Origin of the sequence: Citrobacter europaeus (assembly GCF_037482245.1) — a bacterium.
Classification (GTDB): Bacteria; Pseudomonadota; Gammaproteobacteria; order Enterobacterales; family Enterobacteriaceae; genus Citrobacter; species Citrobacter europaeus.
In genome coordinates this window covers 2,088,314-2,102,441 of record NZ_CP148084.1, presented here as the reverse complement: position 1 = coordinate 2,102,441, position 14,128 = coordinate 2,088,314, and the positions used below count along the sequence as shown (strand labels likewise).

General features: G+C 53.5%; 16 protein-coding genes. 7 read left to right on the top strand and 9 right to left on the bottom strand.

Annotation, left to right across the window (positions count from 1 at the left end; translation table 11 throughout):
* Positions 1 to 114: 114 nt before the first annotated feature.
* Both mepM and znuA read right to left on the bottom strand, forming a co-directional pair.
* Entirely contained in the window at positions 115 to 1,434 is a 1,320-nt protein-coding gene (gene mepM, locus WHR59_RS09775) for a murein DD-endopeptidase MepM (protein ID WP_338843901.1), read from the bottom strand.
* 15 nt (positions 1,435 to 1,449) lie between these two features.
* The gene (gene znuA / locus WHR59_RS09770; protein WP_043017940.1) at positions 1,450 to 2,394 is read right to left on the bottom strand and encodes a zinc ABC transporter substrate-binding protein ZnuA; all 945 of its coding nucleotides are present in this window, start codon (positions 2,392 to 2,394) and stop codon (positions 1,450 to 1,452) included.
* 78 nt (positions 2,395 to 2,472) lie between these two features.
* On the opposite strand from znuA, the gene znuC reads away from it, so the two are divergent.
* Together znuC and znuB are read left to right on the top strand one after the other, a co-directional pair.
* The gene (gene znuC, locus WHR59_RS09765; protein WP_047410527.1) at positions 2,473 to 3,228 is read left to right on the top strand and encodes a zinc ABC transporter ATP-binding protein ZnuC; all 756 of its coding nucleotides are present in this window, start codon (positions 2,473 to 2,475) and stop codon (positions 3,226 to 3,228) included.
* A complete protein-coding gene (znuB, locus tag WHR59_RS09760) occupies positions 3,225 to 4,010 on the top strand; it encodes a zinc ABC transporter permease subunit ZnuB (protein ID WP_003034874.1) in 786 nt (261 codons plus the stop codon). Before znuC ends, znuB begins: the two co-directional genes overlap by 4 nt.
* Before the next feature lie 68 nt (positions 4,011 to 4,078).
* Here the strand turns inward: znuB and ruvB are convergent, their stop codons facing one another.
* The 6 genes from ruvB to aspS all read right to left on the bottom strand — a co-directional run bounded on the left by ruvB (position 4,079) and on the right by aspS (position 9,335).
* The gene (gene ruvB / locus WHR59_RS09755) at positions 4,079 to 5,089 is read right to left on the bottom strand and encodes a Holliday junction branch migration DNA helicase RuvB (protein WP_043016726.1); all 1,011 of its coding nucleotides are present in this window, start codon (positions 5,087 to 5,089) and stop codon (positions 4,079 to 4,081) included.
* An 8-nt stretch (positions 5,090 to 5,097) separates the two neighbouring features.
* Positions 5,098 to 5,709: a Holliday junction branch migration protein RuvA gene (gene ruvA, locus WHR59_RS09750; RefSeq protein WP_043016727.1), complete on the bottom strand. Its 612-nt coding sequence runs from the start codon at positions 5,707 to 5,709 to the stop codon at positions 5,098 to 5,100.
* Between the two features lie 80 nt (positions 5,710 to 5,789).
* Positions 5,790 to 6,311, bottom strand: a complete 522-nt coding sequence (gene ruvC / locus WHR59_RS09745; protein ID WP_003034867.1) for a crossover junction endodeoxyribonuclease RuvC — start codon at positions 6,309 to 6,311, stop codon at positions 5,790 to 5,792.
* Between the two features lie 34 nt (positions 6,312 to 6,345).
* A complete protein-coding gene (locus WHR59_RS09740) occupies positions 6,346 to 7,089 on the bottom strand; it encodes a YebC/PmpR family DNA-binding transcriptional regulator (RefSeq protein ID WP_003833836.1) in 744 nt (247 codons plus the stop codon).
* Between the two features lie 28 nt (positions 7,090 to 7,117).
* The gene (gene nudB / locus WHR59_RS09735; RefSeq protein ID WP_043016728.1) at positions 7,118 to 7,561 is read right to left on the bottom strand and encodes a dihydroneopterin triphosphate diphosphatase; all 444 of its coding nucleotides are present in this window, start codon (positions 7,559 to 7,561) and stop codon (positions 7,118 to 7,120) included.
* Position 7,562: 1 nt separating this feature from the next.
* On the bottom strand, positions 7,563 to 9,335 hold the full coding sequence (aspS, locus tag WHR59_RS09730; RefSeq protein WP_199994467.1) for an aspartate--tRNA ligase: 1,773 nt from the start codon (positions 9,333 to 9,335) through the stop codon (positions 7,563 to 7,565).
* Positions 9,336 to 9,623: 288 nt separating this feature from the next.
* Here aspS and WHR59_RS09725 point away from each other — a divergent pair, with 288 nt between their 5' ends.
* From WHR59_RS09725 to cmoB, 5 genes are read left to right on the top strand one after another with little or no spacing between them, the layout of a single operon-like run.
* Complete coding sequence (locus WHR59_RS09725) at positions 9,624 to 10,190, top strand: hydrolase (RefSeq protein ID WP_075146015.1); 567 nt, start codon at positions 9,624 to 9,626, stop codon at positions 10,188 to 10,190.
* Positions 10,187 to 11,005, top strand: coding sequence for a DUF72 domain-containing protein (locus tag WHR59_RS09720; protein WP_338843897.1), 819 nt, complete (start codon positions 10,187 to 10,189; stop codon positions 11,003 to 11,005). Before WHR59_RS09725 ends, WHR59_RS09720 begins: the two co-directional genes overlap by 4 nt.
* 51 nt (positions 11,006 to 11,056) lie before the next feature.
* Positions 11,057 to 11,452: an MAPEG family protein gene (locus WHR59_RS09715; protein WP_003833847.1), complete on the top strand. Its 396-nt coding sequence runs from the start codon at positions 11,057 to 11,059 to the stop codon at positions 11,450 to 11,452.
* A gap of 40 nt (positions 11,453 to 11,492) precedes the next feature.
* Positions 11,493 to 12,236, top strand: a complete 744-nt coding sequence (cmoA, locus tag WHR59_RS09710; protein WP_199994442.1) for a carboxy-S-adenosyl-L-methionine synthase CmoA — start codon at positions 11,493 to 11,495, stop codon at positions 12,234 to 12,236.
* Positions 12,233 to 13,201 carry a tRNA 5-methoxyuridine(34)/uridine 5-oxyacetic acid(34) synthase CmoB gene (gene cmoB / locus WHR59_RS09705; RefSeq protein ID WP_338843895.1) on the top strand — a complete coding sequence of 323 codons (969 nt, stop codon included), beginning with the start codon at positions 12,233 to 12,235 and terminating at the stop codon, positions 13,199 to 13,201. Before cmoA ends, cmoB begins: the two co-directional genes overlap by 4 nt.
* A 178-nt stretch (positions 13,202 to 13,379) precedes the next feature.
* Here cmoB and cutC read toward each other — a convergent pair whose 3' ends face one another.
* Positions 13,380 to 14,126, bottom strand: coding sequence for a copper homeostasis protein CutC (gene cutC, locus WHR59_RS09700; protein ID WP_338843894.1), 747 nt, complete (start codon positions 14,124 to 14,126; stop codon positions 13,380 to 13,382).
* Positions 14,127 to 14,128 lie beyond the last annotated feature (2 nt).

Below are 14,128 nucleotides of genomic sequence, written 5' to 3'. Positions count from 1 at the left end.
TCCAGTGTCTGGTGCGGCGAAAAGTAGATCTGCTGATAGTGTAGCGGCGCACGATGCGCCGTACAAAATAAAAAAGCCGGCACGCATAGCGTACCGGCTTTATCAGTGTGCTAATTAATCAAAACGTAGCTGAGGCATAACTTCTTTCACCTGCGCCAGGTAATCGGTGCGATCCGAGCCGGTCAGACCTTCTGTGCGCGGCAGTTTCGCCGTCAGAGGGTTAACAGCCTGCTGGTTGATCCAAACTTCATAATGCAAATGCGGACCCGTTGAACGACCGGTATTGCCTGACAGCGCGATACGATCGCCACGTTTCACTTTTTGTCCTGGTTTGACCAGCAGCTTACGCAGGTGCATATAACGCGTGGTGTAGGTGCGACCATGACGTACCGCAACATAGTATCCGGCTGCGCCGCTGCGCTTCGCTACCACTACTTCGCCATCCCCCACCGACAACACCGGCGTGCCTTGCGGCATCGCAAAGTCGACACCTTTGTGCGGTGCAACGCGTCCGGTCACCGGGTTCAGGCGACGCGGATTAAAGTTTGAGGAGATGCGGAACTGCTTCGCCGTCGGGAAACGCATAAAGCCTTTCGCCAGCCCGGTACCGTTACGGTCATAGAACTTACCGTCTTCAGCACGGATGGCGTAATAGTCTTTGCCCTCAGAGCGCAAACGTACGCCCAGCAGTTGGCTTTGCTCACGCTTGCCGTCCAGCATTTCGCGAGACATCAGCACCGAGAACTCATCGCCCTTTTTCAGTTTGCGGAAATCCATCTGCCACTGCATGGCCTTAATCACCGCGCTGATTTCAGAGCTGGTGAGTCCGGCTTCTTTGGCGCTGGCGACGAAGCTTCCGCCCACGGTGCCTTTGATTCGGCTGTTAACCCAATCTCCCTGCTGCATTTCGCTGCTCATCTTGAAACCCGTCGCGGTGCGATCGTAAGTACGGGTTTCTCGGCGAGACACTTCCCAGGTCAGGCGCTGCAGGTCACCTTCCGCGCTTAACGTCCAGGAAAGTTGCTGACCAATTTTCAGGTTACGCAGTTCCTTATCGGAAGCAGCGAGCTGGCTGATATCGCCCATATCGATGCCGTACTGATTAAGAATACTGCTCAGCGTATCGCCCGTGGAGACGACATATTCATGCACGCCAGCCTCACCAGACGTTTTGTCATCCAGTTCATCCTGTGGGATAGCTTCGTCTTCCTGAGCGGCCTGATCGATAGGTTCGCTGGCCTCTGGCAACAGTGAACGAATCTCGCTTTTTTCCAGCTCGATAGTTTTAACGACAGGTGCGGAATCGGGATGGTAAACATAAGGCCGCCAGACGGCGACGGCCAATGTCAGTACGGTAAGCGACCCCAGCATAACGCGATGGGGTCGCGGCAGATTATTAAATGCCAGAGCGACAGAGCGGGCTATCTGTTGCACGTATTCACTTCCTCATTAATCTCCTTTCAGGCAGCTCGCATACTGGTTGGCTAATTGGTTTAAAAACGCTGAATAGCTTGTTTTACCCAGTTTGATATTCGTACCGAGCGGATCCAACGTTCCCATTCGAACGGATGTCCCTCTCGCGACGGCTTCAACGACCGCTGGCCTGAACTGTGGCTCAGCAAAAACGCAGGTTGCTTTTTGCTCAACCAACTGTGTTCTTATTTCATGTAAACGCTGCGCACCAGGTTGAATCTCAGGGTTCACGGTAAAGTGACCAAGCGGTGTTAGTCCGTAGTGTTTCTCGTAGTAGCCATAGGCGTCATGAAAAACGAAATAACCTTTTCCCTTGAGCGGTGCGAGCTCGTTACCTACCTGCTTATCGGTTGCGGCTAATTGTGCCTCAAAATCCTTCAGGTTGGCGTCAAGTTTGGCTCGACTTTGCGGCATAAGTTCCACTAATTTTTCATGGATTGCAACCGCTGAGGCCCGCGCTATCTCTGGGGAAAGCCAAAGATGCATGTTGTAATCGCCGTGATGGTGATGCTCGTCACTTTTTTCACTGCCAGCATCATTGTGTCCATGATCGTCGTCGTCGTCATCCGCACCTTTCATGAGTAACGGTTTCACGTCATTGAGCTGCGCAATCGTTACCTGTTTCGCGTTAGGAATATTCTTGACTGATTTTTCCATAAACGCTTCCATCTCAGGTCCGATCCAAACGACTAAGTCCGCGCCCTGTAAGCGTTTTACGTCTGAAGGACGCAATGAGTAATCGTGTTCGGAAGCCCCGTCGGGCAGCAGAACCTGGGTGTCAGTGACCCCGTCAGCAATGGCTGAAGCAATAAACCCCAGCGGCTTAAGAGAAGCAACGACAGCGGCATTTGCTGCCTGTGTTGCACTACCCCAAAGAGCAGCGGATAATGCTGCGAAAAGAAGCGTATTTTTATGTAACATAATGCGACCAATCATCGTAATGAATGTAAGAAATGTGATATTATAACATTCTATAACTTCTGCAAGACTAAAATTGATATGACGACTTTGGTTTCACTGGAAAATGTCTCGGTCTCTTATGGTCAACGCCGCGTCCTCTCTGACGTTTCGCTTGAACTTCGACCCGGTAAAATATTAACGCTACTCGGCCCAAACGGTGCCGGGAAATCTACGCTGGTGCGCGTTGTATTAGGCCTGGTAGCGGCTGATGAGGGAGTTATCAAGCGTAATGGTCAATTGCGGATCGGCTATGTGCCGCAAAAACTGTACCTCGATACTACGCTTCCGCTGACGGTAAGCCGGTTTATGCGTTTACGTCCCGGCACCAAAAAAGAGGATATCCTCCCGGCACTGAAACGCGTTCAGGCCGGGCATCTGATGAATGCGCCGATGCAAAAACTCTCCGGCGGAGAAACGCAACGCGTGCTGTTGGCCCGTGCTTTATTGAATAGACCTCAGCTACTGGTACTTGATGAGCCAACCCAGGGTGTGGATGTCAATGGGCAGGTTGCACTGTACGATCTTATCGACCAGTTGCGACGTGAACTGGATTGCGCCGTACTGATGGTTTCCCATGACCTGCATCTGGTGATGGCAAAAACCGATGAAGTACTGTGTCTGAACCATCATATTTGTTGTTCTGGTGCGCCGGAAGTGGTTTCCATGCACCCGGAATTCATCTCAATGTTCGGGCAACGCGGTGCCGAACAACTCGGAATTTACCGTCATAATCATAATCACCGCCACGATTTACAGGGTCGTATCGTCTTACGCCGGGGAAATGGTCACTCATGATTGAATTGTTATTACCCGGTTGGTTAGCCGGGATCATGCTGGCCTGTGCCGCTGGCCCACTCGGCTCGTTTGTGGTCTGGCGTCGAATGTCTTACTTCGGTGATACGCTGGCTCACGCTTCGCTGCTGGGCGTCGCCTTCGGCCTGCTGTTGGATGTAAACCCCTTCTATGCGGTCATCGCCGTCACTTTGTTGCTGGCTGGCGGTCTGGTATGGCTGGAGAAGCGCCCTCACCTCGCGATCGATACCTTACTGGGCATTATGGCCCACAGTGCGCTGTCATTGGGGTTGGTTGTCGTTAGCCTGATGTCTAACATCCGTGTGGATCTGATGGCCTACCTGTTTGGTGATTTGCTTGCCGTGACGCCAGAAGATCTTATCTCTATCGCCATTGGCGTGGTTATCGTTCTGGCGATTTTGTTCTGGCAGTGGCGCAACCTGCTGTCGATGACCATCAGCCCGGATCTGGCATTTGTCGATGGCGTGAAACTGCAACGCGTCAAGCTACTGCTGATGCTGGTTACGGCGTTAACTATTGGCGTGGCGATGAAGTTTGTCGGGGCGCTGATCATCACCTCGCTGCTTATCATCCCCGCGGCGACCGCCCGCCGCTTTGCCCGTACGCCGGAGCAGATGGCAGGGGTTGCCGTTGGTGTGGGAATGATAGCGGTTACAGGCGGACTGACCTTCTCGGCCTTCTATGACACCCCGGCAGGTCCTTCCGTGGTGCTGTGTGCTGCGCTGTTGTTTATCTTCAGCATGATGAAAAAGCAGGCAAGTTAAACGTGGGTTGCCCGGTGGCGCTGCGCTTACCGGGCCTACAAACCTGATGAGCGTAGCGACATCAGGCACTAAGGCATCTCTGGCGGCGTAATGCCAAAATGGTTCCATGCGCGCACCGTTGCCATTCTTCCGCGCGGCGTACGCTGCAAAAAACCTTGCTGAATCAGATACGGCTCCAGCACGTCCTCAATGGTTTCACGCTCTTCCCCAATCGCCGCCGCCAGGTTATCCAGCCCTACCGGTCCACCGAAGAATTTATCGATCACCGCCAGCAGCAGCTTACGGTCCATATAATCGAATCCTTCCGCATCCACATTGAGCATATCCAGTGCCTGAGCGGCGATGTCTGCTGAAATTGTGCCGTCATGCTTCACTTCGGCGAAATCGCGTACCCGGCGTAACAAACGGTTGGCAATACGCGGCGTACCGCGGGCCCGACGCGCCACTTCCAGCGCGCCTTCATCGCTCATTTCCAGCCCCATATAGCGTGCGCTGCGCCCAACAATATGCTGCAGGTCAGCCACCTGATAGAACTCCAGGCGCTGCACAATACCGAAGCGGTCACGCAGCGGAGAGGTTAACGACCCGGCACGCGTGGTCGCCCCAATGAGCGTAAACGGTGGCAGATCGATCTTGATCGAACGTGCAGCCGGTCCTTCGCCAATCATGATATCCAGCTGATAATCCTCCATCGCCGGATACAGCACCTCTTCCACCACCGGTGACAGGCGATGGATTTCATCGATAAACAGCACATCGTGGGGTTCAAGGTTGGTCAGCATTGCCGCCAGATCGCCCGCTTTTTCCAGTACCGGACCGGAAGTGGTACGCAGATTAACGCCCATTTCATTGGCCACAATATTGGCAAGCGTGGTTTTACCCAGACCTGGAGGACCGAAAATCAGCAGGTGATCGAGAGCGTCACCGCGCAGCTTCGCCGCCTGGATAAAAATCTCCATCTGCGAACGTACCTGAGGCTGGCCAATATACTCTTCCAGTAATTTAGGACGGATCGCACGATCCACCAAATCTTCAGGGGTAGTGCTGACAGCCGAAATCAGGCGATCTGCTTCAATCATCCTTTACCTCACAATGCCGCGCGAAGCGCTTCACGAATCAGGGTTTCACTGCTGGCATCAGGGCGGGCAATCTTGCTCACCATGCGGCTGGCTTCCTGTGGTTTATAGCCCAACGCCACCAGCGCAGCAACCGCTTCCTGCTCGGCGTCGTCCGTTGTCGGACTAGCCGGAGAGGTCAGGACCAGATCCGCTGCCGGGGTAAAGAGGTCGCCATGCAGACCTTTAAAGCGGTCTTTCATTTCAACAATCAAACGTTCTGCGGTTTTCTTACCAATGCCCGGTAATTTCACCAGCGCGCCAAGTTCTTCACGCTCAACGGCATTAACGAACTGCTGTGCAGACATACCAGAGAGGATTGCCAGCGCCAGCTTCGGCCCCACGCCGTTGGTTTTAATTAACTCTTTAAACAGCGTACGTTCTTGCTTGTTGTTAAAGCCATACAACAACTGAGCGTCTTCACGCACCACAAAATGGGTGAAGATAATCGCTTCCTGCCCGGCTTCCGGCAGCTCGTAGAAACAGGTCATCGGCATATGCACTTCATAGCCTACCCCGCCCGTCTCCAGAAGAACCAGCGGGGGTTGTTTTTCAAGAATGATGCCTCTGAGTCTGCCTATCACATGACGCTCCTGCGTTAAGGGCTAAAAGGTAATGCGCTATCATAAAAAAAGGCTGGATAGATATCCAGCCTCATTTGTCACTAACGTAACCGACCTCGCGCCAGATTCAGCCTCGACTCGCTCATTTGCATGGCGTTCTGGCTGACGTGACAGTGGGTAATGGCAATCGCCAGCGCATCCGCGGCATCTGCCTGCGGGTTTGCCGGAAGTTTTAGCAGCGTGCGCACCATATGCTGAACCTGGCTTTTTTCCGCGCTACCGATACCCACCACGGTCTGTTTTACCTGGCGGGCCGCGTATTCAAAGACCGGAAGATCCTGATTGGTCGCCGCAACGATTGCCACGCCGCGCGCCTGCCCCAGCTTTAGCGCCGAGTCGGCGTTCTTCGCCATAAAGACCTGCTCAATGGCAAAATAGTCCGGTTGAAACTGGGTGATGATTTCCGTCACGCCCGCATAAATCAACTTCAGACGGGACGGAAGATCGTCGACTTTGGTACGAATACAACCGCTGCCGAGGTAGGTCAGCTGTCTGCCGACCTGACGGATTACGCCATAACCGGTGATGCGCGACCCCGGGTCAATGCCGAGAATAATAGACATCACGCACCTCCAGTCAGGTTACGGCACAGCCACCTCATTCTAAGGTCGCTGCCACCTCGTCAGAGATTTCACCGTTGTGGTAAACTTCCTGCACGTCGTCGCAGTCTTCCAGCATATCGATCAGACGCATCAGCTTCGGCGCTGTTTCTGCATCCATATCCGCTTTGGTGGATGGAATCATCGACACTTCAGCCGCGTCCGCTTTCAGACCTGCCGCTTCCAGCGCATCACGCACTTTGCCCATCTCTTCCCACGCGGTGTAAACATCAATCGCGCCGTCGTCGAAGGTCACAACGTCTTCAGCGCCTGCTTCCAGCGCAGCTTCCATGATGGCGTCTTCGTCGCCTTGTTCAAAGGAGATCACGCCTTTTTTGCTGAACAGGTAAGCTACGGAACCGTCAGTACCGAGGTTACCGCCCGTTTTCGTGAATGCGTGACGCACTTCCGCAACGGTACGGTTACGGTTGTCAGACAGACATTCAATCATAACGGCTGTACCGCCAGGACCGTAACCTTCATAGATGATGGTTTCCATGTTGGAATCTTCATCACCGCCCACGCCGCGCGCGATTGCACGGTTCAGGGTGTCACGGGTCATGTTGTTAGCCAGCGCTTTATCAACCGCTGCACGCAGACGCGGGTTAGCATCCGGATCGCCGCCGCCGAGTTTAGCCGCCGTCACCAGCTCACGAATGATTTTGGTGAAAATTTTACCGCGTTTAGCATCCTGCGCTGCTTTACGGTGTCTGGTGTTGGCCCATTTACTATGACCTGCCATAAATAATATCTCCAAAAAGCGCGCCTTTTCAGGCGACGTTAATTACAAACTCTTCAATCGCCTGCCGGTTACTCCACGACTTGGTTAACTGAGCGGCTTCAGCCGCATTAACCCAACGATAGGTCAGATGTTCGGTGAACACGATCTCTCGTTCTGAGGGAAGTGCCAGGCAAAACCAGGATTCAGTATTACGCTCAACTCCCGGCGCATAGCGATGACGTAAATGGCTAAAAATCTCGAACTCCACCGTGCGCTGACAGTCAATTAAGGTCAGTTGCTCAGACGCAACATCAATGGCGACCTCTTCCTTTACTTCGCGCATCGCGGCTTGCGACGCGGTTTCACCCTCTTCAAGGCTGCCGGTGACCGACTGCCAGAAATCAGGATCGTCGCGTCGCTGTAACATCAGCACTCTCCCGGTGTCCTTTGCATAAATCACGACTAACACCGAGACAGGCTGTTTGTATGTCATATCAGTTATTCTCGGCCTTCTTAACAACCTTAATGCTCAGTTCCGCCAGCGCTGCTTCGTTGGCAAAGCTCGGCGCTTCAGTCATCAGACACGCTGCAGCCGTGGTTTTCGGGAAAGCAATAACGTCACGAATGTTGTCAGTACCGGTCAGCAGCATAGTCAGACGATCCAGACCAAACGCCAGACCCGCATGCGGCGGTGTACCGTATTTTAGCGCATCCAGCAGGAAGCCGAATTTCTCGCGCTGCTCTTGCTCGTTAATGCCCAGAATACCGAATACGGTCTGCTGCATATCACCGTTGTGAATACGCACGGAACCACCGCCCACTTCATAGCCGTTGATGACCATATCGTACGCGTTGGCAACCGCCTCTTCCGGCGCAGCTTTCAGCTCAGCGGCAGTCATATCTTTCGGCGCGGTGAACGGGTGGTGCATTGCGGTCAGACCGCCTTCACCATCGTCTTCAAACATCGGGAAGTCGATAACCCAAAGCGGCGCCCATTTAGCTTCGTCAGTAATGCTCAGGTCTTTACCCAGTTTCAGACGCAGCGCGCCCATCGCGTCGGCAACGACTTTCTTGTTGTCGGCACCGAAGAAAATCATGTCGCCGTCTTGCGCACCGGTACGCGCCAGAATCGCTTCCACGATTTCTGCGTTCAGGAACTTAGCAACCGGGCTGGTGATACCTTCCAGGCCTTTCGCACGCTCGGTGACTTTGATGTAAGCCAGACCTTTCGCGCCGTAAATCTTGATAAAGTTACCGTAATCGTCAATTTGCTTACGGCTCAGTGCAGCACCGCCCGGTACACGCAGGGCAGCCACGCGGCCTTTCGGATCGTTCGCCGGACCAGAGAACACCGCGAACTCAACGCCTTTAACCAGATCGGCAACGTCAACCAGCTCCATCGGGTTACGCAGGTCTGGTTTATCGGAACCGTAACGACGCTCGGCTTCGGCAAAAGTCATGATCGGGAAATCACCCAGATCCACACCTTTAACTTCCAGCCACAGATTGCGTACCAGTGCTTCCATCACTTCACGCACCTGCGGTGCGGTCATGAAGGAAGTCTCAACGTCGATCTGGGTAAATTCAGGCTGACGGTCAGCACGTAAGTCTTCATCACGGAAGCATTTTACGATCTGATAATAGCGGTCAAAACCCGACATCATCAGCAGCTGTTTAAACAGCTGAGGAGACTGCGGCAGCGCGTAAAACTTACCTTTATGTACGCGAGAAGGTACCAGGTAATCGCGTGCGCCTTCCGGCGTCGCTTTGGTCAGCATCGGCGTTTCGATGTCGAGGAAGCCGTGGTCGTCCATAAAACGACGCACCAGGCTGGTAATTTTGGCACGCGTTTTCAGGCGTTGCGCCATTTCAGGACGACGCAGATCCAAATAGCGATATTTCAGGCGCGCTTCTTCGGTGTTGACGTGGTTTGAGTCAAGCGGCAGCGAGTCTGAACGGTTGATGATGGTCAGATCGGAGGCCAGTACTTCAATTTCGCCCGTCGCCATATCGGCGTTGACGTTTTTCGCATCACGCGCACGCACGGTGCCCGTAACCTGGATGCAGAACTCATTACGCAGTTCGGAGGCCAGCTTTAACGCGTCCGCACGGTCCGGATCGAAAAATACCTGCACGATACCTTCGCGGTCGCGCATATCGATAAAGATCAGGCTACCAAGATCACGACGACGGTTGACCCAACCACACAGAGTCACCTGCTGCCCCTCGTGGGACAGACGTAGCTGTCCGCAATATTCTGTACGCATGAGATATCCCTTAACTTTGCCGCAGGCGGATTGTCACCTGTCTCGCAGGTGACGAAGTCGCAGCTTTAGCTGAATGTCACAACTGAATGAAAAAAGGCGGCTATTATACTGGAAATTCTGCCGCACGATAAGAGCCTACTGGGATAGACTCTTAGTCCGGTACTGACTGTACGCCTGTTTCCTGGACGGGCATTGCGTAATCTCACAAAAAATAACAAAAATTGTCGCCCCTTTCACACTGATTCGCGATTAAGGTGTAACGGAAATCTATTTTTTACTGGAGTGACCATGCTGGAACTGAACGCAAAAACAACCGCCCTTGTCGTGATTGACTTACAGGAAGGGATCCTGTCTTTCGCTGGCGGGCCTCATACGGCACACGATGTGGTTACCCGCGCCGCGCAGTTGGCGGAAAAATTCCGTGCCCACGGTTCCCCGGTAGTAATGGTGCGCGTCGGCTGGTCTGACGATTACGCCGAAGCGCTGAAACAACCGGTAGATGCTCAGACTCCGGCAAAAGCGTTGCCCGAAAACTGGTGGGATTACCCGATGGCTCTGGGAAAATGCGCCAGCGATCTCGAAGTCACCAAACGCCAGTGGGGCGCGTTTTACGGTACCGATCTGGAACTACAGCTGCGTCGTCGGGGCATTGATACTATCGTCTTGTGCGGCATCTCCACAAACATTGGCGTAGAGTCGACGGCGCGAAATGCGTGGGAGCTGGGTTTTAATCTGATAGTTGCAGAAGACGCCTGTAGCGCCGCCAGCGCCGATCAGCACCGGGGCAGCATGACGCATATTTTCCCGCGTATCGCACGCGTACGCAGCGTGGACGAGATCCTGCAAGCGCTATGATTTATATCGGTTTACCCCAGTGGTCGCATCCTAAATGGGTGCGTCTGGGGATCTCAAACCTTGAAGAGTATGCCCGCCACTTTAACTGTGTGGAGGGCAACACCACGCTGTACGCGCTGCCAAAAGCGGACATTGTTGCCCGCTGGCATGTACAGACCACCGATGCATTTCGATTTTGCTTTAAGTTTCCGGCCACCATTTCGCATCAGGCCGCGCTGCGTAATTGCGATGACCTGGTACAGGAGTTTTTCACGCGCATGTCGCCGCTGGAATCGCGCATTGGACAATACTGGCTGCAATTACCCGCGACTTTTGGTCCGCGTGACCTGCCTGCCTTGTGGCAGTTTCTCGATGCGCTCCCCAAAGCCTTTACCTACGGTGTGGAAGTTCGCCATCCAGACTTCTTTGCCAAGGGCGAAGCCGAGCTGCTATTTAATCGGGGCTTACACGAGCGTGGCGTAAACCGGGTAATTCTGGACAGCCGCCCGGTGCATGCCGCAATCCCGCATACTGAAGCGATACGTGACGCCCAGCGCAAGAAGCCAAAGGTGCCCGTACATGCAGTAGTGACGGCAAACCATCCGATGGTACGCTTTATCGGCAGCGATGATATGGCACAAAATAGCGAGCTTTTTGCCGTCTGGCTGACCAAGCTGTCGCGATGGGAACACACCACGACGCCGTATCTTTTTTTGCATACGCCGGACATCGCACAGGCCCCGGAGCTTGTAGACACGCTATGGGCAGATTTACGTAACGTCCTGCCAGAGATCGGATCAGCACCGTCTATTCCACAGCAATCTTCTCTTTTCTGAAATTGCCACCTATCATAGACAGTGCCATCTACCATTTTAAAGGGAGTTTGTATGGTAAGCGCGCTTTATGCCGTATTGGGTGCGTTATTGTTAATAAAGTTCTCCTTTGACGTCGTTCGCCTGCGCATGCAATACCGCGTTGCCTATGGCGACGGAGGTTTTAGCGAACTGCAAAGCGCTATCCGCATTCACGGTAATGCGGTGGAATATATTCCCGTCGCGTTAGTGTTGCTGTTATTTATGGAAATGAACGGCGCAGAGACGTGGATGGTGCATATTTGCGGGCTGATGTTGATTGCCGGACGACTGATGCATTATTACGGATTCCACCACCGGCTCTTCCGCTGGCGCCGTTCAGGCATGAGCGCAACCTGGTGTTCGCTGTTGCTAATGGTGCTGGCGAATCTTTGGTATATGCCCTGGGAGTTGGTTTTCTCCCTGCATTAGCGCACAATACGCCACTTTATTTTTCCCGGATTTTTACGTTATGTCTCACCGCGACACGCTTTTTTCTGCGCCTATCGCCAGTCTGGGTGACTGGACCTTTGATGAACGGGTAGCTGAAGTCTTCCCGGATATGATCCAGCGTTCCGTTCCTGGTTATTCCAATATCATTTCTATGATTGGTATGCTGGCTGAACGTTTCGTACAACCCAACACGCAGGTCTACGATCTGGGCTGCTCTCTGGGCGCGGCGACGCTCTCGGTGCGTCGCAATATTCATCACGAGAATTGCAAAATTATTGCTGTCGATAACTCTCCGGCGATGGTTGAGCGCTGCCGTCGTCATATTAACGCCTATAAGGCACCGACCCCGGTTGAGGTTGTCGAAGGCGATATTCGCAACATTACTATCGAAAACGCCTCGATGGTGGTGCTGAATTTTACCCTGCAATTCCTTGAGCCACCTGAGCGCCAGGCGTTGTTGGATAAGATTTATCAGGGGCTAAATCCCGGCGGCGCGCTGGTTCTTTCTGAAAAATTCAGTTTCGAAGACGCTAACGTTGGCGAGCTGCTGTTCAATATGCACCACGACTTCAAACGGGCAAATGGCTATAGCGAACTGGAAATCAGCCAGAAGCGCAGCATGCTGGAGAACGTGATGCTGACCGACTCGGTCGAAACGCACAAAGCGCGACTGCATCAGGCTGGTTTCGAGCACAGCGAATTGTGGTTCCAGTGCTTCAACTTTGGTTCTCTGGTGGCGCTGAAAGCTGGGGTAGGCGCATGATCGACTTTGGTAACTTTTATCAGCTGATTGCCAAAAACCATCTCTCCCATTGGCTGGAAACGCTTCCGGCGCAAATCGCTACCTGGCAGCGCGATCAGCACGGCTTGTTTAAGCAGTGGTCAAACGCCGTCGAGTTTCTGCCCGAGCTAACGCCGCATCGCCTGGACTTACTTCATAGCGTTACAGCAGAAAGCAAAGAGCCGCTCGGCGAAGGTCAACTCAAACGTATCGACACTCTGATGCGTAACCTGATGCCATGGCGTAAAGGACCGTACTCGCTGTACGGCGTCAATATTGACACCGAGTGGCGCTCAGACTGGAAGTGGGATCGCGTTCTGCCGCACTTGTCTGACCTCACCGGCCGTACCATTCTTGATGTCGGCTGCGGCAGTGGTTATCACATGTGGCGCATGATTGGCGCGGGGGCGCATCTGGCGGTTGGTATCGATCCTACGCAACTGTTTCTATGCCAGTTTGAGGCGGTGCGTAAACTGCTGGGCAATGACCAGCGCGCTCATCTGCTGCCGCTGGGCATTGAACAGCTTCCAGCGCTCAACGCCTTTGATACCGTATTCTCCATGGGAGTGCTTTATCACCGACGTTCACCGCTGGAACACCTGTGGCAGTTGAAAGATCAACTGGTTAAAGATGGTGAACTGGTGCTGGAAACGCTGGTCGTCGAAGGTGATGAAAATACCGTACTGGTTCCGGGCGACCGCTACGCGCAGATGCGTAATGTCTACTTTATTCCGTCTGCGCTGGCGTTAAAAAACTGGCTGGAAAAATGCGGTTTTGTTGATGTGCGTATCGCCGATGTCTGCGTCACCACTACCGAAGAACAGCGCCGTACCGAATGGATGATAACCGAGTCGCTGGCCGACTTCCTCGACCCGAACGACCACAGCAAAACGGTGGAAGGCTACCCCGCCCCATTACGCGCGGTATTGATTGCGCGTAAGCCGTGATGGATTGCCGGATGACCGTTACGTATAGCACCGTTTCTCCAAAATAGTTCAAGTTGCAGCAAGGCGGCCAACGCTGCTGCGGCTTGAAATATGAAGGATAAAAAAAGGCCCCTGTTGAATTGGCAGGGGCCTGGTACGAGCAAGCATCATATTGGGCGACATGATGCAACGGTAAAAATCAGCTGGCCTGATGGTGTGCAATGATTGCTTTCATTTCCGCAACCGCCGCCCCGTCTACCGCATAGCGTGAATATTCATCCGCCTGCGTATCCGAAGACATCGACAACCCCGAATTGCGATAACGCATTGGTGAAGCCAGCCATACTCCGGCAGAACTGTGGACTTCCTGCACTCCAGCATTAAGGAACAGGGACAAATTCGAGGCGCGAACCCCCGCTCCGGCCATAATGATTGGAGCATCCGCCTGCGCAATAAGTTCCATTATTTTTGTTAAACCTTGCGCCGCATCTGATTTTTGCCCGGAAGTCAGCACTCTGGCGATGCCCAAATCAGCTAATTTTTTTAGCGCATTGAGTGGGTTAGCACACATATCAAAGGCACGATGAAAAGTGACTTGCAGCGAACCGGCGGCGATCATTATTTTCTCCATGCGCGGCATATCGACATCGCCGTCCGCATTTAAAATGCCGGTTACCAGCCCTGAGAACCCCAGCTCCCGGACCATCGCGATATCATCCAGCATTGCAGCGAATTCACCGTCGGTATAGCAAAAGTCGCCTCCACGCGGTCGTATAATGGGATTGACGGGAATCGAAACATGCTGGCGAACAGAACGCAGGACGCCCAGAGACGGCGTTAAGCCGCCTTCTTTTGGCGCCGAGCAAAGCTCTATGCGATCCGCGCCGTTTTGCTGCGCCGTACGCGCGCACTCCATGCTGTAACAGCAGATTTCCAGTAAAGCCATGC